Here is an 18,859-nt window from a genome sequence, read left to right as displayed (position 1 = left end):
CCTTGCCGGTCCGGCAAAGCCTGGTGCCGAGGTGGTTTCTAGATGCCTATGACAGGCGGTTCGTTCTTGTTCGGGGTGATGTCGAAGAGGTCGTCCTCGAAGTTCGCGAGGTAGCTCGCGCGGTGGTGATCAGCGTCGCCACCACCGGTTCCCGCGCCCGCCATGGCTGGCTGCGATCCTATGCCGCCCATGGCGAGGTGCTGCTGGCTGAAGAACGGGCCGTCGGGTGCGCCCATGACCCGGGACGTGCCGAAGCCACCGGCGCTCATGGCGCCGAAGGGGCGTGGCGGCCGCGGGGAAGCCGCCTGGCGCAACGCGGCAGCTCGTTCGCGCATCGCCTTGATCAGCTCTGCTTGGGGGACCGACGGGATGGTGGCGGCGAGCCCGGTCTCGATGTCCAGCGCGTCGTCGAGGGCGGTGTCGAGGTCGTCGTCGACGTGGGCGAGCAGTTCGTCCACCGCGTCGTCCTGTGGCGTCTGACGGTCGGTCATGAGTTCTGTCCCTCCCCTTCGGCGAGAAGTGCTCGTAGGTTCGCGCGTGCTCGCTGAAGGTTCTTGCGGACGGCGACTTCCGTGCGGCAGCCGGTCCGTTGTGCGATCTCGGCGTTGGAGAACCCGTCGGCGCTCCACGCCAGGACTGCTCGTTGCAGGGGCGGCAGTCTGTGCAACATGGCCAGGGCTGCCTTCGTCCGTTCGCTGATGACCACGATGGTCTCCGGTGACAACAGTTCGGCCCGGTCCGGTATCGCGGCGTGCGGTGTCTCCGGGTCCTGCCGCAGCCGCCAGAACTCTCGGGTCGCGACAGTGCGGATCCAGGCGCGCGGCTGCTTGAGCGCGTACCAGTGGGTCCACGCCTGCGTCAGCGCGGTCTGCGCCGCGTCGGCCGCCTCGTGCTCGCTCGCCCCGATCTTCATCACGAACCGGACCAGGGGTTTCACCTCGGCGCGGTAGAACTCGGCGAACACCGCTCGCTGCGAATCCCGGTACGCGAGGACGTTGACCGTGGCCGGCGCCACGCGTCGGATTTGTTCACTGGTCACCATGGTCCTCCTCGGCGTGAACCGCGGACCATGGCGGGAAGTCTGACCACGGACGCTCCCCTCGAACGAGTTCCTCTGACAACAGGTAGTGCGAGTCGATCTCCGATTCGTGACATCGTGCAGGTCAGGCGGGCAACGGCACGGTCCACGTCAACGCCGTCCCGCCGGGCACCCGGCTGACGGCGAAGCGACCGCGCCAACGGCGTGCGCGGGCCTCGAGGTTGGCGAGGCCGCTGCGGCGGACGACGTCCTCGGGCATCCCGACGCCGTTGTCCAGCACCTCCAAGGTGAGTTCCCCGTCTGCGCGGTCGGCGTGGACCGTCACGTCCACCGCGGTGGCTTCGGCGTGCCTGACCACGTTGGACAACGCCTCACCCAGCGCGGCGAGCAGATCGCGTTGAACGCCATCGGGAACGCCGTTGCCGAGCGTGTGGTCCACAGTGACCCGCGGTGCGAAGCCGAGCGCGTTTCCGGCCGCTTTCACCTGCCGCATCAGCTTGTCCCGCAGGTTCGCCGACGCGTCCGGCCGCTGGAGCTGGAACACGGTCTGCCGGATGTCGTCGATGGTCGTGTCGATCTCGTTGACGTACTTGGCCAACTCGCCCGCTATCCCCGGTGCCTTGGTCGTCAGCGCTTCCAGGCCCATGCCCAGCGCGAACAGCCGTTGGATGACGACATCGTGCAGGTCCCGTGCGATCCGTTCGCGGTCTTCCGTGACGAGGTGCTGTCCTCGGCCTGCTCGCGCGTGTCCGGCCCTCGGTAGAGGTAGCCGACTCCGCGCACGGACACGATCGAGGCGCTGCCCAGCGCCGTTTCCGCGAGTTTGCCGCGCAGCCGGGAGACCACGAACTTCACGCGGTCGTCGCCCCTGCCGCCCGCGCCGCGCCAGGCCTTGACCAGCAGCGTGGCGATCGGCTGGACTTTGCCCGCCTGCCGCGCGAGCGTCTCCAGCAGGCGGAACTCCAACGCTGTCAGCTCAAGCGGGACGCCCGCCACCGTGGCGGCGAGCTTCGCGGAATCCAGTCGCAGCACGCCGTCGTCGTAGATCTCCGGCACCCACCTGACCGGGCCCCGGTTCTGCTGGGTGCGGTCGATCCGCGCGCACAGTTCGTCCAGGCTGAACGGCTTGACGAGGTAGTCGTCCGCGCCGATGTTCAACCCGAGGGTGCGGTCCCTGATCTCACCGCGAGCCGAGGCCACGATCACCGGGACGTCGCTGACCAGGCGCAGTTGCCGCAGCAGTTCGAAGCCGTCGATGTCCGGCAGGCCGAGGTCGAGCAGGATCACGTCCGGTTTGGCCAGGTACGCCGCCGTCATCCCGCCGCGGCCGGTGGTCTCCCACTTGACGCGGTACCCGCGCTTGGACAGCGCGTTGCTCACGGCGTTGCCAACCCCTTGGTCGTCCTCGATGAGCACAACGCGTGTGTTGACGCGCCGTGCTGACACCGGTTCGGGCGTGGCTCGGTGTTCCGCGGATGCCGTGACCGCAAGGGAATCGGCCGGCACACCCTGCTGGACCAGGAACGACACGGTGACGTCACGGCACTCGGCGCAGACGCGGCTTTCCTTGCCGTCCAGGCTGATGCCGGCGACGGCGGGCCGTTCGCAGCGGTGCCCGGCGAAAGCGGCCGAGCAGCGCCGCGACTGCTCGGCCTCGGCGGCCTTGCGTTCGCGTTCCCTGCTCCGGCGTGCGGCTGACCTGCAGGTGTTGTCGCAGAACTGCCGGGGGCGGCCCGCCTGCGGCGGTGCGGGCAGCGGTCTCCCGCACACCGGACACGACTCGTCCATGGGACGTACCTCCCCTCTTGCTCAGGCTATGCGCACGAAACGCGTTTCGTGCCGGGCTTTCCGGAGCTGATCGGTGAGCGCGGCTTCGTCAGCTCTTCGCGACCACGCCGGGCGGCCCCTCCGGTGTCAGCCAGGCCGGAAAGCGGTGGCTGGACTCGTTCACTGTGCCGAGAAACGCCGGGGACGGGCCAGCCAACGCAAACAACGTAGCTCCTTGCGGCCGGGTGCCCGCGATCGTAAGGTCGGCTTAACGCAGTCACTGGCTGCTTTAGGGAGGCGGATGTGGACACGTCCCTGTCGGTCTACGCCCAGGCGCGGCAGCACCCCGGCCGGCCGGCCGTCGTCGACGTGTCCGGTGCGGTGATCAGCTACGGTGAGCTCATCCGCCGTGCCAACCAGCTCAGCCGGGCGCTGGCGGACCTCGGCGCGAGCCGGGGCGACCGCGTGCTGACCCTGGTGGGCAACCGGCCCGCGTTCCTGGAGATCGCGGTGGCGACCGCGCAGTCCGGCCTGTATTTCGTGCCGGTCAACCGGCGCTCGTCGGCCGAGGAGTTCCGCCACTTCGCCACCGACAGCCGTCCGGTGGTGGTGATCGCCGAGGCCGATGTCGCGGCCCGGACCACGGACGTGCTCGAGCAGTCGGGCGTCACCGAGCGGCGGCGGTTCTCGTTCGAGCCGGTCGGCGGCTGGCGCGACTACCACGAGCTGGGCGTGGACCTCCCCTGCGACGAGCCCCAGACCCGGTCCGCGGGCGGGATGATGATCTACACCTCCGGCACGAGCGGACGGCCGAAGGCGGTCCGCCGCGCGCTGCCGGACGGTCCACCGCGGCCCTACGACCCGGTCGCGGTCGCGACGTCCGCGCGGTTGGGCTACGTGCCAGGTCCCGGTGTGCACCTGGTCGCGTGCCCGCTGTACCACGCGGGGCCGGGCGGGTTCGCCCTGCGCGCCCTGCACCTCGGGCAGACGGTGGTGCTGATGGAACGCTTCGACGCCGAGGAAGTGCTCCGGCTCATCGAACGCCACCGCGTCACCACCACGCACCTGGTGCCGACCATGTTCCACCGGATGCTGCGGCTCGCGCCTGAGATCCGTGCACGCTACGACCTGTCCAGTCTCACCAGCGTGGTGCACGGTGCCGCGCCGTGCCCGCCGCACGTCAAACAGGACATGATCGACTGGCTCGGCCAGGTGGTCTACGAGTACTACGGATCCACTGAGGCCGGGCTGGTCACGGCGACCACTTCGGCGCAATGGCTCGCCGCACCCGGCACGGCCGGCACGGCCATGCCCGGCGTCCAGCTGCGGATCCTCGACGACGAGCACAAGGACGTCCCTGCGGGCGAGGTCGGCACGGTCTACCACAGCCTGGCGGTCCCGAACTTCGAATACCTGGGGGACAAGGAGAAGACCGCCGCCGCGCGGGTGGACGAGTTCGTCACCGTCGGCGACCTCGGCTGTCTCGACCAGGAGGGGCGGCTGTTCCTGCGCGACCGGCGGACCGACCTGATCATCTCCGGCGGCGTGAACATCTACCCGGCCGAGGTGGAGGCGCGGCTGCTGGCCCACCCGCTGGTCGCCGACGCCGCCGTGGTCGGTGAACCGGACGACGAATGGGGCCAGCGCGTCGTGGCGTACGTGCAGCCGGTGGAACCCGGCGACGACACGCTGCCCGACCGGCTCGCGGAGTTCTGCCGCGACGGACTGGCGCGGTTCAAGGTGCCGCGGCGGATCGAGGTCGTCGCGCGGCTGCCACGCACCGAGAGCGGGAAGATGCGCCGCCGTCTGGTCCAAGGTGGACAGAGCTGAATGGTGGTGCGACGGCCAGGCGGCCGCAGTGCCCGGGTCCGTGCGGCAGTGCACCAAGCGGTCACCGAGCTGGTGGCGGAACGCGGCTACGGCAAGTTCACCGTCGCGGACGTCGCCGCACGCGCGGGCGTCGCGGACACCAGCGTCTACCGCCGCTGGGGCGACCTGGAGGAGCTGACGGCCGACGTGGTGATCACGTGGCTGACCAGGACTTCTCCGGTCCCTGACACGGGAACGCTCGACGGCGACTTGCGCACGTACGCCGCGAACGTCGTCCGCGAGGCCGACGGCCCGGCCGGTCCCGCTGTGCTGCGGCTGGTGATCGCGCTGGCGGCGGCAGGTGAGACGGGAGCCCGCGCCAGGGAACAGTTCCTCGCGGAGCGAAGCCGTCAGCTGCGCACGATGCTCGACCGCGCCCGTGCGCGCGGGGAGGAAGCGCCCGAGGTGGCCGACGTGGTCGATCAGATCCTGGCGCCGGTCTACGTGCGCTCGCTGTTCGGGATGGGGCCGCTCACCGGCGAGCTCGCCGACGACCTGGTGGACCGGATGCTCGGCACGCCGGGGCGGGGACCGTCCTGAGTTCCCCGCCACCGCACGCCTCTTCTACGAGGATTGCCGGGGACGCAACAGATCCAGGTACGGCTGGTCGTCGAACTCGGCGGACAGCGCGGCGCGGCCCTGGGTCGTCAACGACCACGTGTGCTCGGTGCTCGCCGCCTCCGCGCACGCCAGACACGCGACGTGCAGCGTGCTCTCCGTTTCGTAGATGCGGCAGGTGTTCGTGGTGAGCCGGTGCTGGCCGCTCGGGCAACGGGTGGGGATGACGACTTGGATGCCGTGCGCGGTGGTTCGGTAGCGAGCGGGGCCGTGTGCCGGCGCGGGGCTGTTGGTGCTGGTCAGAGGCGTCGTCATGACAGCGATGGTAGCCCTGGTCGAACATACATTCGAGTTTTCACGGTGTGTCGCCGAGGCTCTGCTGGCCGGTCGGCGTGTCGTGATTCGTCAGGGCGATCCGGCCCCGGACTGCGACAGCCCAGCGAGGATATCCCCGAACCGTTCGACGCGCGCGGCGACGTCTCCGGCGGTGAACACGAGCTCGTCTTCACGCCGGCACGCGCCGACTTCGTCCCAGGTCACCGGGGTCGCCACGGTCGGTGTCGCCCGGCCGCGCAGGGAATACGGCGAGATGGTCGTCTTCGCCGGGTTGTTCTGGCTCCAGTCGATGAACACCTTGCCGGCCCGCAACGCCTTGGTCATCTTCGCGGTCACCCGATCGGGAGATTCCCGCGCGAGGCGTTCGGCGAGCGCCTTCGCGTAGGCGGAAGTGGAGCGTGGACCACCCGGAACGCCCGCGTAGAGCTGCATTCCCTTGGAGCCGGACGTGGTGGCGTACGGTGTGAGTCCATCGTGGACAAGGGCGTCGCGGATGCGGGTGGCCACAGCGGCGCAGTCGACGACTGTGGCACCCTCACCGGGGTCGAGGTCGAAAACCAGCCGATCGGGTATGCCGCGCGCACCGTCCGATGTGACCGTCCACTGTGGTACGTGAAGCTCCAGCGCGGCGAGGTTGGCCGCCCACACCAATGACGGCAGGTCGTCGATGAGCGGGTAGTTGACGGGGCCGCCGCTGCCACGCGAACCGCTGCCGGTCAACGACACGGTCCGCAGCCAGGCCGGCGCACCCGCGGCGGCGTTCTTCTCGTAGAACCCCTCGCCGTCGGTGCCGTCGGGGTAGCGCACGAACGTGACGGGCCGACCGGCCAGCAACGGCAGCAGCAGCGGGGCGAGCTGGCTGTAGTAACCGATCACCTGGGCCTTGGTGAACCCGTCCGGGTAGAGCGGCTTCTCCAAATTGGACAGCCGCAGCTGCCGCTCGGCCACCCGGACGGTGACGTACCGCGGCGGTGGTCCGGGTGTGGCGGGCTCGGGTTCGGCGGAGCGCGCGTGCGGGGCGACGACCTCGCTCGGCGACTTGTCCTGGCGCAGGCCACGCCAGCTGGTGTGCCGCAGCCGACCGTCACCGCTGGTGAACTGCCGGTACTCGACCTCGCCGACCAGCGTCGGCCGCACCCACCGGGCCCGAGCCACGTCCTCGCGCGGCGGCGCCTTCGCGAACGGCTGCGCCCGCTGTTCCAGTTGCCGCAGCTGGGTTTTCAGCTCGTCACGGGCGCGGTGCGAGAAGCCGGTGCCCACGTCGCCGAGGTAGACCAGGTCGCCCGTGACCGGGTCGTGCGCGCCGAGCAGCAGCCCGCCGAGGGTGTTCTCGAAGCTGCGCTGACCGGGCCGCCACCCGCAGATGATCACTTCCTGGGTGTGGGTGAGCGCGTGCTTGAGCCACGCGTCGGTCCGCCGCCCGGGAACGTAGGGGGCGGTCCGGTGCTTGGCGATCAGACCTTCCTGGCCTTCGGCCGCCACCCGTCGCAGCAGCTTGTCCGGCGTGAGCCGGTCGGCGGCGAGCTGGTCGAACGTGACCGAGGCGACGATCGAGACCAGGTGCGGGTCGGGCATCGCGATCCCGGTGAGCAGGTCCCGCCGCCGCTCGTACGGCTGGTCGAGCAGGCTCTCGGTGCCGAGGCTGAGCAGGTCGAACAGCAGCAGCCGGACTGGCAGGTCGTCGAACGTCCTGGTGGCGCCGGCGGACTGGTGTCTGCGGTAGCGGCCGCGGCGGTCCTGCATGAGTCCGAAGTCGACCCGCCCGGCCTGGTCGTAGACGACGATCTCGCCGTCGAACACCGCCGCCCGGCCGTCCAGCGCGGCGCCGAGCACCCCGGTCAGCGTGGGGAACTCGTCGGTGAAGTCGATCCCGTTGCGACTCGTGAGGGCGGTGGTGCCGTCAGCCGCGACACGCACAGCCGCCCGGTAGCCGTCCAGTTTGTACTCGTATGCCCACTCCGGCCCGCTGCGCAGCCGTCCGCCGTCCGGCTTGGCCAGCATCGGCTCGATCCAGCCGGGCACCTCCGCGTGATCGCGAGCCGAGCCTGCCATAGCCGCTACCTTCGCCTGCTGACCTGGTCTGACAGTCCGACCGTAACCCGAACGGCCTAGTCCTGCCCAGTCGTAGCCGGGTGATCCTTCCCGGCTCCTGGTGAATTCGGATGCGCATTCAGGTCAGGTATTGGCCGTAATGGGCCCTACCTTTGCTTTCATGAGCGATACGTCGAAGAAGGTCCTGGTCACCGGAGCGACTGGGCTGGTGGGACGGCTCGTGGTCGGCCAACTCGTCCAGGCGGGAGTGGCCGTGCGCGCCTTGACCCGCAACCCCGCGGCGGCGAACCTGCCCGCGGGTGTCGAGGTGGCGCAGGGCGATCTGACCGAGCCCGCCACGCTCGCGCCCGCGTTCGCCGGGGTGGACAGGATGTATCTGTTCGCTGTGCCGGAGACCGCACGCGAGGTCGTCGCGCTGGCCAAAGAGGCGGGCGTTCGCAGGGTGGTCGTGCTGTCCGCCGCGGCCGTCACCGTCGGCCTGGACACCTACCACCATCCTCCGGTGGAACAGGCGGTACGGGACTCCGGTCTGGAGTGGACGATGGTGCGGCCGGGCGAGTTCATGACGAACATGCTGCCGGTCTGGGCCCCGTCCATCCGGTCTGGGCGCGTGGTCCGGTATCCCTTCGCCGAGCAGGTCGGGGTGCCGGTGCATGAGGCGGACGTGGCGGCCGTCGCCGTCGCGGCGCTCCTGGAGGACTGCCACGCAGGCGCGATCTACACCGTCACCGGGCCTGCCCGGATCACCTACCGCCAGCAGGTCGAGGCCATCGGCGCGGCGCTGGGTGAGGAGGTCCGCTACGAGGAGGTCACCCGCGAGCACGCCCGCGGGCTGCTCAAGGCGCAGGGCGGAACAGTCGCCGCGAGCGCCGACCTGCTGCTCGGGTTCGTGGACTACGGCGGCGCCGAGGTTTCAGAGCAGGGCGGGACGTCCGAAGAGGACTACTCCGCGCTGTTGCGGCCGTGGCCCGGCGTGCAGGACGCGACCGGCCGCCCAGCCCGGCCCTTCACGGAGTGGGCCCGCGATCACGTCGCCGACTTCCGCTGACGACCGGCACCTTCACCCGGGCGGGACAACTGCCGCGGCAGGTCACGCACTCGTGTCAGCGGTGACAGCAGGAGGAACACCGCTGACAGCAGCACGCCGCCCGCGGCCACCCACAGGGTCACGCGCGTACCGGCGAGTTCGGCGAGTGCGCCGCCCAGCAGGCTGCCCAGCGGGATGGCGCCCCAGGCGGCCACCTGCACAGTGGCGTTGACCCTGGGCAGCAGGTCGTCCGGGCAGACCTGTTGTTCGAAGCTCACCCCGAGGACGCTGGCCACGATCACGCCGAAACTGGCGACGAACGTGGCGACGACGTACCACACCAGGCCCCAGCCGGGCCCTGTCAGCGGGTACAGCAGGAAGGCCAGTCCGGTCAGCACCGCGATGAGCCACAGCAGCCGTGCCGAACCGACGATGTCGGCGAGCCGCCGGGTGACCACGGCGGCGAGCAGCGCGCCGGTGAGCCCGACTGTGCCCAGCACACCGACGGTGCCGGGACTGACACCCACGTCTCGGATAAGGAACACCACCGCCACGGCCATGTGCATCGCCTGCGTGAGTGACCGGCTGGCTCCGTAGATCGCGGTCGCGCGCAGCAGCGGGTGCTGCCAGACGAACCGGATCCCGGCGGCGATGTCGGCCCTGGTGGTGGCGCGCGGTTTCTGTTCGGGCCGTGGTTCACGGCGGCGAATGGTGCCCAACCAGAGCGCCGACCACAGGTAGGTCAGCGAATCGACCAGCAGCGCGGCAGGCGCCGTGAACCATTGGACGAGGTAGCCGGCCAGTCCGGGGCCGGCCACAGCGCCGACGGAACGGTTGAGCTGCAGCAGGGAGTTGCCGTCGACGACACGGTCACGGCCGATCATCGCCGGGAGGTAGGAGGTCGCGCTGACCTCGAAAGCGACCGTGAGCACACCCGACACCGCCACCGCGGCGATCACCTGCGCGAACGTCAGCACGCCGAACGCCGCGGCGATCGGGATGGAGAGCAGCGCGGCTGCCCTGAGCAAGTCGGTGGCGACCAGCACCGGACGGCTGCGTCGACGGGCACACCACGCGCCGGTCTGCAGGCCCAGGACCAGGTACGCAGCGGTCTCGGCGGCCCGCAACAACGACACCTCGAACGCTGAGGCGTGCAGCTCGCTCACCGCGAGCAAGGGCACGGCGAGCACGCTGACGCGGCTGCCGGTCTGGCTGAGCGCGTCAGCCGCCCACAGATGGCGGAAGTCTCGGTGCCGAAGAAGCCCCCAGAAGCTCACCAGCTCGATGATGCCGTACCTGCGGCATCTATGGTAATAAAGTTGCGTCAGATACGCGCAAGGCATCGGCGATGGTTAGGCTCAACGTCGGAGGTGTCATGCCGAGTCAGTTCGTCGCCGACCTTGTCGCGCGCACGCTCAAGACGATCATGAAGCCGCGGTTGAAGCCCGAACTGCGCTTCGCCGAGATCCCCGGCCGGACCAGCGTCGTCGCGGTGCCGACACGGCACGGGACAGTTTCGTGCACCGTGTACCACCCGGCGTCCGAGACGGCGGACACCGGCGTGTACGTGAACCTGCACGGCGGTGGATACGTCGTGGAACACCCGGAGCAGGACGACCCGTGGTGCCGGTACCTGGCCGCCAACGCAGGGGTCGTCGTCGTCAACGTGGACTACTCGGTCGCGCCTCGGCACCGCTTTCCCGTCGCGGTGGAACAAGTCTTCGACGTCGTCACGTGGGCAGCGCGGGACGGCAAGCGCGTCTGCGTCGGCGGCCAGAGCGCGGGAGGCGGGCTCGCCGCCGCGGCGGCGCGTCTCGCACTGGAGCACGACGGTCCCGGCATCGCGCTGCAGGTCCTCCAGTACGCGCCGCTCGACCTGGTCACCCACCTCCGCGACAAGCCGTCCACTGTGGATAAACCGCTGATGCGGCCGTGGATGTCGGACGTCTTCGACATCGCCTACGTGCCCGACCCCGCCACCCGCCGCGACCGGCTCGTCTCACCGGCGTGGGAGACCAACGCGGACGGCCTCGCCGGGATCGCGCCCGCCCTCGTGATCACCTGCGAGTTCGACCGGCTCCGCGGCGAAGGCATCCGCTACGCCGAAGCACTCGCCGCCGTCGGCGCACTGGCCGAACACCACGACGTCCCCGCGACCGACCACGGGTACAACATCCTGGGCTTCGGCACCCGTGCCCTGACCGAGCGCACGTACCAGCGGATCGCCGGCCACGTGCGCCGCGCCACTAGTTGTACTGCCCGGAGAGGTTAGGGACGCGGCTGGCGGGTGGTAGGCCTTTGAGTGCGGTGTGACCGCGGTGGTGATTGTAGATATGCAGCCACTGTGGCAACGCCTCACGTCGTTCGGTCTCGGTGTGATAGGGGCGGGCGTAGGCCCATTCGTCGAGCAGGGTGCGGTTGAACCGCTCCACCTTTCCATTGGTTTGTGGCCGGTAGGGGCGGGTGCGTTTGTGGGTGATTCCGGCGGCGGTGAGCGTGTCGCGCCAGAGCCGGGATCGGTAGCACGATCCGTTGTCGGTGAGCACGCGTGTGACGGTGATGCCGCTGGTGTGGAAGAAGTTCCGGGCTCGCTGCCAGAACGCGGCAGCGGTTTGCTTGGTTTCGTCGGGCAGGATCTCGGTGTAGGCCAGGCGACTGTGGTCGTCCACCGCGTTGTGCAGGTAGCCGTAGCCGAGGTTCGCGCGTCCGCTGATCTTGCGTGGCCGGTTCGGGTCGCGGTGCGCGGAACTGTTATGCCCGCCAGCGGTCCGGCCGTGGATCTTATGGCCGCCGCCGTCGGGGATGTTGCCCAGCTTTTTGATGTCGACGTGCACGAGATCGCCGGGGGCCGGGTGTTCGTAGCGGCGGACCGGCTCGCCGGTGGCCCGGTCGATGTGTCGCAGACGGGCCACACCGCCACGGACCAGGACCTGGTGCACGGTGGACGGGTTGAGCCCGAGCAGGAACGCGATCCTGGCCGGTCCCCACCGGCGCTCCAGCCGGACCTGCAGGACCCGCTGCTCGACCTGGTCGGGGAGTCGGTGCGGGCTGTGGTGCGGACGTGAGGACCGATCGGTCATACCCCGCGGCCCGTGCTCGCGGTAGCGGTCAGCCCACCGTTTCGCGGTAGTCACCGAGACCTGGAATCGGTCTGCGGCCTGCCGCAGCGGCCAGCCGTCGTCCACGACACACCGAGCCAGGCGCAGCCTGCCCAGCTCGGTCAGGGGTGCGTTAGCGTGAGGAATTGAGGGCCTCCTGGGTCGCCGGTGCAGATGTCGCAATCCACACCGAACCCGGAGGCCCTCCCTCATTTCAAGATCATCAGATCACGTGTCGCCCTGTTCGCAACCTGTCCGGGCAGTACAACTAGTCCGTGAGGAGTTTGGCCGGGTCGGGCGCGAAGACGGTCATCCAATGCGGACGCAGCCGGAAGTAGACCACCTCGTTGTCCCAGTCGAACCCGTCGGCACCGTAGAACTCCTTGAGGTAAGCGACCAGCTCCGGCCAGTCCGCAGCCGCCTCGCCGTCCCGCGGGTTGAGGATCTCCACCGTCCCGTGCGTGAACACCCCCAGGTCCTCACCACGCATGTGCGCCACGCTGGCGGCGGGCCGGGCGGCGAGATGACGGGCCTTCGCGGCATCGCGGGCCGTGCCGAACAGCCACCTCCCGTTCAGGAAATGCCCGTCCGCCCCGCTGATCCGCGGCTCACCCGTCGCGGTCACGGTCGACAGGGCGAGGGTGCACATCCCGCTGAGGACCTGGGTCAGTTGCTCCGCGGTCAGGGTCTGTTCGGCGTTGATGATCGAGCGCAGGTGTGCGGTGGAGCGGGTCAGTGAGGCATCGAGGAGGGCCTGGAGCTCGCGGAGTTCTTCCGGCGTTTCACGCATGACCACCATGATCGCCGCGAACCCTGACACCTTGTGTCAACGATTCAGCACGGGTATCCGGCGCAGTGACGGTTCGTTGCCGCGCAACAACCACGGCTGCGGCTTGTCCTCGGGCTTGTCGCGGTCGCGTTGCACGACCGCGAGTGTCAGCACCGAAATCCGGGGAATGCCGACCGCGACGGCTTGCTTGGTCAGCGAACCCGCGAACCACAGGGTGCCGGTGTCGGCGATGTTGGCGATCAGCACCGAATCCGGGAAGGGGAACACCACCAGCGCCATCCCGCCGCCGGGCAGCTGGGCCAGCCCGGCCACCTCCTGCGCGGGCTCCCACGGGAACAGCGTGAACGGCACGGTCGTCCACTGCTCGGCCGACTCCAGCCCGGCGACAGCCTCCCGGTACAACGGGGTGAGCATCGTCAACGTGGTGGTGAACCCGGCGACGAGCAGCATCAGCCCGCCCGTCACCAGGCCGGCGATCGAGAGCGGCCAGATGCTCAGGCCGGTCAGCACGCAGCCGAGCCCGCCGAAGATCACCGGCCAGATCCATTGCCTGGTGCCCCAACGGAAGTAGCGCGAAGCGTGGGCCACCGCCGGATCGTCCAGCGGACGGGTGGACGTGTACGGCTCGCGTTCCATCGGCCGGACTTCCGCGGCGCTGAGCGAGGGGTCGACCTCCGCGTGGTACAGCTGGCACAGGCCAGGCACCCGGATGATCACCCGGTCTTTCTCGTCCGGCCCGCACAGGAACACCTCCTGCTGGTCCAGCACCAGATCCAGCGCGCCGTCCAGAGCCGTGCCGCGCAGCAGGAGCGTTTCCGGCTCGTCGAAGACCAGCAACCGCTGGAACCAGTCGTCATCGTCGAGCACCGCGACGGTGGCGGAACACCGGCGCCATGGCGCGTCCAGCCGTCCCTGCCGGGCCGGGCGGGATTCCACGACGACGTTCAGCAGGTTCAACGACGTCAGCACGCACACCAAACCGAGCACCACGACCGTGGCGATGTTGCCCGCGCTGCCCGGCAGGAAGATCGCGATGCCCAACGCCGTGGCCGTGAGCACGACCCAGACGCAGAACACGATCGGCGCCATCGCCCGGTTCTCGTTCAGGATCAGTGCCGTCGACCAGTCATCGATCGCCGGGACATCCGTCTGCGGTCGCAGATACCGTCGCATCCAGCCTCCCCCTCCACCGTGCACAGTACTGGTAGCGGGAAGCGCCTGTCGCCGGTGAGCTGATCCACGGCTGCCGGCCGGAAACGCTGCGTCAGCGGGGATCCAGCAACTGCCGGGCCCGTAGCGCGATCTCCAGGTTGAGTCGTTCGGCCGGGTTGTTGAGCCGGTCGCCGAGCAGCTCGGTGAGCTGGTGGATGCGGTAGCGCACGGTCTGCGGGTGGATGTCGAGCTTGCCCGCGATGTCGTTGATGCTGCCGCTGGTGCCGAGCCACACGTGCAGCGTGGCGGTCAGGCGGTCGCGTTGCTTCTCGGTCAGCTCCTCGAACGGGGCCAGCGCGCGGCGGACGAGCTGTGCGGCGAGGAACTCGTCGGAGAGCAGGAGCAGTGTGGACAGGTGGTCGCGGCACCACGTGATCGGCTGCTGCGGCAAGGCGCCGCGCTGGACCATCGTGAGCGCTGTGCGTGCGCACCGCAGCGAGTGCCGTGCGTCCGGCAGCGGGGAGATCGGGCCGATCGCGGCGCGGCGGCCGCGCAGTTCCGCCGCCAGGCGGGGGACGTGGATCTCCGGCGCGGCCACGACCAGGCACGGCTCGGCGCTTTCCAGGTCGACGAGCACCTCCGGGCCGAGCGCGGTGGCGGGCAGCTGGTGCTGGTCGTCGCGGTACTCCAACGCGATCACCGCGAGCTGGTCGGGCAGCGTCCAGTCGGTCGCGACCGCGAGCTCCGCGATGGTTTCCCTCGGTACCTGCGGTTTGGCGAGGATCATCTTGAGCAGTTGCTGGCGGCGGCGTTCCAGCGCTCCGCCCGCCCGCGCCTGCGCTTCGGTGTAGCCCTCCACGGCCACCGCGGACAGTTCGTCCACGTACGCGAAAATCGCGTCGGCGGCGGCGAAAAGCGTGTCCGGTTCGATGCCGAGCGCGCGGCCCGCGGTGGACAGGTGCCGCCACGCGACCCGCCCGCCGATCCGGACCGCGGTCTGCAGCGAGTCCATCGTGCGGCCTTCGAGGAACTCGACTTTCCCGCTGTAGCGGAAGAACTGCAGCCAGTCCGGCCGCAGTGCGGGCGAGGTGCCGATGGTGTCGTAGCACTCCTCGATCGCGGTCTGCACGCCACCGATGAGCATCTCGCCGAACTTGCCTTCCAACGGCTGCCGGTACGCCGGCACCGCGCGCTGGATCTCGACGATCATGTCGCGGACCATCTGGCCGAGGTGCGGCCGCATCCGCTCGGCGAGTTCTCTCGGCACGGCCGTGAGCGCCTGCTGGCTTGGTGTGCCCACGGCACGGTCGAGTTCCGTCCTCATGATCGCCACTCCTATGTGACAAACAGCAGGGCAAGGATCCATCGACCATAAATATGGCCGTGATCAATGTCAATGATGCGCCATTGTCCAGTACTGACAGTCCGTTCCCCGGTAACTGTGCGATCTTGCTAAAAGTGGGTCGTCGGGCCTGGTCGGGGCTGGGCTGAAAAGGTATGAACCATTGGTTGAAATTGTTTCGCAATGACAGTTCGAAGCAGAGTTTGCCACGTTCATTACTGGCGGGTAGGTTACGATTTATCGACCCCGAAATTTCGGAGGCAGCACATGCGCGCACTATCCGCGATTCTCGCCGCGCTGACCATGGCCGTGACGGTCGCCGCCGCCCCCTCAGCCGAAGCTGTCGACCCCGGCCCGGCCGACGACAGCTTCTACGTCCCACCGGCGCCGCTGCCCCCGGGCGCGCCGGGTGACGTCATCCGCTGGCGCCCGGCGAAGATCGGTCCGCCCAAGACCCCGATCAACGAAACCGTGACCGCGTACCAGGTCATGTACCGGTCGACCGACGCGCTGGGACAGCCCAACGCGGTCACCGGGACAGTGGTCGTGCCCAAGCGCGTGGACCCGGCGGCCGCCCCGATCGTCGGCCTGGCAGCGGGAACCCACGGCCCCGCATTCCGGTGCACGCCGTCGAAGATGATCGACGCGGGTGCTTTCTACGAACAACCGGCGGTCAACGACATGCTGACCGCCGGCTACGCGGTCGCGATCACCGACTACGAGGGCTACAAACCGGATCCGAGGACCACGTACGTCGTCGGCCAGTCGATGGGCCACGCGGTGATCGACGCAGTCCGTGCGGCACAACGACTTCCCGAGACGAAGCTGTCCAAGTCGGCCAAAGTGGTCTTCCGCGGCTACTCGCAGGGCGGCGGCGCGGCCTTGTGGGCGGGCGAGCAACAACCTGCCTACGCCCCCGATCTGGACCTGGTCGGCGTGGTCGGCGGCGGTGTGCCCGCGGACCTGACCCAGGTGGCGTTGCAATTGGACGGCAAGCGCGGCTTCGGCCTGCTGATGTACTCCCTTTCCGGACTGGATACCGCCTACCCCGACCTGAAGCTGGACACGTACCTCAACGACGCGGGCCGGGCATTGCTCGCAGAGATGCGAGGTGACGCGTGCACGATGGAACTCCTGTTGCGCTACAAGGACAAGAAACTCATCGACTACACGACCAGCAGCCCGGTGCTGACACCGCCGTGGCTGGCCAGGGTCGCGGAGAACAAGCTCGGCGGCACCCCGGTCGCGGTGCCGGTCCTGCAGTACCACGCCACCAACGACGACCTCGTCGACTACTCGCAGGCGCAGGCTTTGCGGGACACATACTGTTCCAAAGGCGTCAAGCTGACGTGGCGGACACAGGCGACAGACCACATAACCCTGGTGTACCAAGGAAATGCGGACGCCAAGGCGTTCATCGCCGACCGCCTCGCAGGCAAACCGGCCACCACCACCTGCTGACGGCGGCGGCCAAGGGGTGCGCTCCGGCTGGTGGCACGGCACAATGGCCGTCCGGATCAGACGGGGGTGGTTGGCGATGGAACGCCGCGTGCCGGCCGAGTTGACCAGTTACGTGGGGCGCCGCGCCGAGATCCGCGAAGTCGCCGAGTTACTCGGCACGGCGTCGCTGGTGACGCTGACCGGTCCCGGCGGGGTGGGCAAGACCCGGCTGGCGCTGCGCGCGGTGGACGCGGTGCGCACGGAGTTCCCCGACGGCGAGGTCGTCGTCGAGCTGGCCGAGCTGCGCGAGCACGAGTTGTTGCCCAGCACGGTCGCCGACCGGCTGGGGCTGGGCGACCACTCCTCGCTGCGCCCGGTCGACCAGATCGTCGAGTACATCGGCGACCAGCGGTTGCTGCTGGTGCTCGACAACTGCGAGCACCTCGTGGACGCCTGCGCGGACCTCGTGCACGCCCTGCTCACCGCCTGCCCGCGGCTGGTGGTGCTGGCCACCAGCCGCCAGTCCCTCGGGGTCGGCGGGGAACGGGTGCTGCCGGTGCCACCGCTCGGCGTGCCCGGCAGCGTCGAGGACGTCACGAGTTTCGAAGCGGTGCAGCTGTTCGTGGAGCGGGCCACCGCCGTGCTGCCCTCGTTCGCGGTGACCGAGGAGAACGCGGCCGACGTCGTGCGGCTGTGCCGTGCGCTGGACGGGTTGCCGCTGGCCATCGAACTGGCCACGGTACGGATGCGCTCGCTGTCGGTGCGCCAGCTGGCCGACCGGCTCGACGAGCGGTTCACCCTGCTCAACCAGGGCAGCAGGTGGGGCCCGAGCAGGCACGGGACGTTGCGTTCGCTGATCGACTGGAGCCACGAGCTGTGCACCGGCACCGAGCGGCTGCTGTGGGCACGGGCGTCGGTGTTCGCGGGCGGTTTCGACCTCGACGCGGCCGAGGAGGTGTGCGGCGGCGACGGCATCGAGTCGATCCTGGAGGCCGTGGACGGGCTGATCGACAAGTCCATCCTGCTGCGTGAGGACCACGCGGGCACGGTCCGGTTCCGGATGCTCGAGTCGATCCGCCAGTACGGCGAGGACCAGCTCAGCGCCACCGGCGACACGGGCAGGCTGCGTGGCCTGCACCGGGACTGGCTGGTCGGGCTGGCCACGCGGTTCGAGCTGGAGTGGTTCGGGCCGCACCAGGTGTCGTTGATCGAGCTGATCCGCGGAGAGCACGCCAACTTGCGTGCCGCGCTGGACTTCTGCCTGACCGAGCCGCACGAGGCCGCTGCCGGGATGCGGATCATCAACGCCGTCAAGGAGTTCTGGGTCGTCGAAGGACTCAACACCGAAGGCAGGATGTGGCTGGCGAAGCTGTCGTCGCTGGTGCCGGCCGACGAGCCGGAGTGGGCGGACGGCCAGTGGCAGTCCGCTTTCCTGGCGTTGGTGCAGGGCGACATGGCGGCGTTCGAACAGGCCTGTGCCGCCGCGGAGCGCAGCGGTCATCCCCGCGCTCTCGCCTACGTCCACCACGTGCGGGCCTACGCGGCGCTGATCGGGGACCAGCCCGCGCGTGCCGCCGAACTGTACGGCCTGGCCATCGAGATGTTCCGCGAGCTGGACGACCACGGCGGGGAGCTGTGGGCCACCTACAACTACGGCCTGGCGGTCAGCCTGGCGAGCGACCCGATCAGCGGGCGCCGGATCCTGGAAAGCGCGGTCGGCCGGTGCGTGGCGGCGGGCGAGGTGTTCTGGCGGTCCTGGGCGCTGTGGTCCTACAGCGCGGCGGAGTACCTGCGCGGGGACGTGCGGTCCTCGGAGAAGGCCGGGCTGGAGCTGCTGCGGTTGCAGAAGATGACCGACGACCGGACCATCCTCGCGTTCTCGCTCACCGTGATGGCGGGCTGTGCGGCGCACACCGACCGGCCACGCCGGGCAGCGCGCCTGTTCGGCGCCGCCACCAAGCTGTGGCAGGCCCTCGGTGCCATGCCGACCAACTACGCCTCGTTCGTCGAGCCGATGCGCAAGGACATCGAGCACGTGACGGGCGAACTGGGGTTGACGGAGGCCGCGGTCGAGTTCATGGAAGGCGTCCGGATGGGCGCCGACGAAGCCGTCGAGTTCGCGATGAGCAGCCGGACGCCACCGCAGCGCCAGGTCGCCAGTTCGCCGTTGACCAGGCGCGAGGCGCAGGTCGCGGAGCTGGTCGCGCGGGGGATGACCAACAACGAGATCGCCGAGGAGCTGTCCATCGCCCGGCGGACCGCCGAGTCGCACGTCGAGCACATCAGGGTCAAGCTGAAAGTGACCAACCGGGCCCAGATCGCGGCGTGGTTCGTGAACTCGAAGCTGTCCGCGCAGTCCTTTAGGTAGTTTCAACGATGAACTCGGTAC

17 protein-coding genes are annotated in these 18,859 nt (G+C 69.4%); 6 read left to right on the top strand and 11 right to left on the bottom strand.

The genetic code is table 11. The features are described 5' to 3' along the window. Window positions 1-38: 38 nt before the first annotated feature. The 4 genes from AOZ06_RS38020 to AOZ06_RS38005 form a co-directional block, all read right to left on the bottom strand. Window positions 39-491, bottom strand: coding sequence for a hypothetical protein (locus tag AOZ06_RS38020; RefSeq protein WP_054293791.1), 453 nt, complete (start codon window positions 489-491; stop codon window positions 39-41). After that, on the bottom strand, window positions 488-1,039 hold the full coding sequence (locus AOZ06_RS38015; RefSeq protein WP_169799032.1) for an RNA polymerase sigma factor: 552 nt from the start codon (window positions 1,037-1,039) through the stop codon (window positions 488-490). The genes AOZ06_RS38020 and AOZ06_RS38015 overlap by 4 nt, the downstream gene beginning before the upstream one ends. Before the next feature lie 124 nt (window positions 1,040-1,163). After that, the gene (locus AOZ06_RS38010) at window positions 1,164-1,685 is read right to left on the bottom strand and encodes a sensor histidine kinase (protein WP_054293789.1); all 522 of its coding nucleotides are present in this window, start codon (window positions 1,683-1,685) and stop codon (window positions 1,164-1,166) included. Continuing rightward, the gene (locus AOZ06_RS38005; protein WP_054293788.1) at window positions 1,667-2,827 is read right to left on the bottom strand and encodes a response regulator transcription factor; all 1,161 of its coding nucleotides are present in this window, start codon (window positions 2,825-2,827) and stop codon (window positions 1,667-1,669) included. Before AOZ06_RS38005 ends, AOZ06_RS38010 begins: the two co-directional genes overlap by 19 nt. 282 nt (window positions 2,828-3,109) lie before the next feature. Between AOZ06_RS38005 and AOZ06_RS38000 the strand changes: the two genes are divergently transcribed. Together AOZ06_RS38000 and AOZ06_RS37995 are read left to right on the top strand one after the other, a co-directional pair. Beyond that, window positions 3,110-4,636: an AMP-binding protein gene (locus AOZ06_RS38000; RefSeq protein ID WP_063810180.1), complete on the top strand. Its 1,527-nt coding sequence runs from the start codon at window positions 3,110-3,112 to the stop codon at window positions 4,634-4,636. Then, entirely contained in the window at window positions 4,637-5,215 is a 579-nt protein-coding gene (locus tag AOZ06_RS37995; protein ID WP_054293787.1) for a TetR/AcrR family transcriptional regulator, read from the top strand. A gap of 24 nt (window positions 5,216-5,239) precedes the next feature. Here the strand turns inward: AOZ06_RS37995 and AOZ06_RS37990 are convergent, their stop codons facing one another. Both AOZ06_RS37990 and ligD read right to left on the bottom strand, forming a co-directional pair. Beyond that, a complete protein-coding gene (locus tag AOZ06_RS37990) occupies window positions 5,240-5,548 on the bottom strand; it encodes a hypothetical protein (protein ID WP_054293786.1) in 309 nt (102 codons plus the stop codon). A gap of 90 nt (window positions 5,549-5,638) precedes the next feature. Then, window positions 5,639-7,621, bottom strand: a complete 1,983-nt coding sequence (gene ligD, locus AOZ06_RS54990) for a DNA ligase D (RefSeq protein ID WP_083472195.1) — start codon at window positions 7,619-7,621, stop codon at window positions 5,639-5,641. 160 nt (window positions 7,622-7,781) lie between these two features. On the opposite strand from ligD, the gene AOZ06_RS37980 reads away from it, so the two are divergent. Next, entirely contained in the window at window positions 7,782-8,669 is an 888-nt protein-coding gene (locus AOZ06_RS37980) for an SDR family oxidoreductase (protein WP_054293785.1), read from the top strand. Here the strand turns inward: AOZ06_RS37980 and AOZ06_RS37975 are convergent. Then, window positions 8,648-9,925, bottom strand: coding sequence for an MFS transporter (locus AOZ06_RS37975; RefSeq protein ID WP_054293784.1), 1,278 nt, complete (start codon window positions 9,923-9,925; stop codon window positions 8,648-8,650). The two genes, AOZ06_RS37980 and AOZ06_RS37975, sit on opposite strands and share 22 nt — an antisense overlap. Before the next feature lie 98 nt (window positions 9,926-10,023). Here AOZ06_RS37975 and AOZ06_RS37970 point away from each other — a divergent pair, with 98 nt between their 5' ends. After that, complete coding sequence (locus AOZ06_RS37970; RefSeq protein WP_157233474.1) at window positions 10,024-10,920, top strand: alpha/beta hydrolase fold domain-containing protein; 897 nt, start codon at window positions 10,024-10,026, stop codon at window positions 10,918-10,920. Here AOZ06_RS37970 and AOZ06_RS37965 read toward each other — a convergent pair. The 4 genes from AOZ06_RS37965 to AOZ06_RS37950 all read right to left on the bottom strand — a co-directional run bounded on the left by AOZ06_RS37965 (window position 10,895) and on the right by AOZ06_RS37950 (window position 15,012). After that, window positions 10,895-11,893, bottom strand: a complete 999-nt coding sequence (locus AOZ06_RS37965) for an IS481 family transposase (RefSeq protein ID WP_054297226.1) — start codon at window positions 11,891-11,893, stop codon at window positions 10,895-10,897. The two genes, AOZ06_RS37970 and AOZ06_RS37965, sit on opposite strands and share 26 nt — an antisense overlap. A gap of 121 nt (window positions 11,894-12,014) precedes the next feature. Continuing rightward, entirely contained in the window at window positions 12,015-12,536 is a 522-nt protein-coding gene (locus AOZ06_RS37960; RefSeq protein WP_054297225.1) for a pyridoxamine 5'-phosphate oxidase family protein, read from the bottom strand. 36 nt (window positions 12,537-12,572) lie between these two features. Further along, window positions 12,573-13,709, bottom strand: coding sequence for a hypothetical protein (locus tag AOZ06_RS37955; RefSeq protein ID WP_054293783.1), 1,137 nt, complete (start codon window positions 13,707-13,709; stop codon window positions 12,573-12,575). A 91-nt stretch (window positions 13,710-13,800) separates the two neighbouring features. Then, window positions 13,801-15,012 (bottom strand): PucR family transcriptional regulator, encoded by a 1,212-nt coding sequence (locus AOZ06_RS37950; RefSeq protein ID WP_054297224.1) that lies wholly within the window; start codon window positions 15,010-15,012, stop codon window positions 13,801-13,803. A gap of 285 nt (window positions 15,013-15,297) precedes the next feature. On the opposite strand from AOZ06_RS37950, the gene AOZ06_RS37945 reads away from it, so the two are divergent. Beyond that, window positions 15,298-16,491 (top strand): lipase family protein, encoded by a 1,194-nt coding sequence (locus AOZ06_RS37945; RefSeq protein WP_054293782.1) that lies wholly within the window; start codon window positions 15,298-15,300, stop codon window positions 16,489-16,491. A gap of 76 nt (window positions 16,492-16,567) precedes the next feature. Beyond that, on the top strand, window positions 16,568-18,838 hold the full coding sequence (locus tag AOZ06_RS37940) for an ATP-binding protein (protein ID WP_157233473.1): 2,271 nt from the start codon (window positions 16,568-16,570) through the stop codon (window positions 18,836-18,838). Window positions 18,839-18,859 lie beyond the last annotated feature (21 nt).

It is taken from the genome of Kibdelosporangium phytohabitans (genome assembly GCF_001302585.1).
Classification (GTDB): Bacteria; Actinomycetota; Actinomycetes; order Mycobacteriales; family Pseudonocardiaceae; genus Kibdelosporangium; species Kibdelosporangium phytohabitans.
The sequence above is the reverse complement of the archived record's forward strand: the minus strand, read 5'-3'. Positions and strand labels throughout refer to the sequence as shown.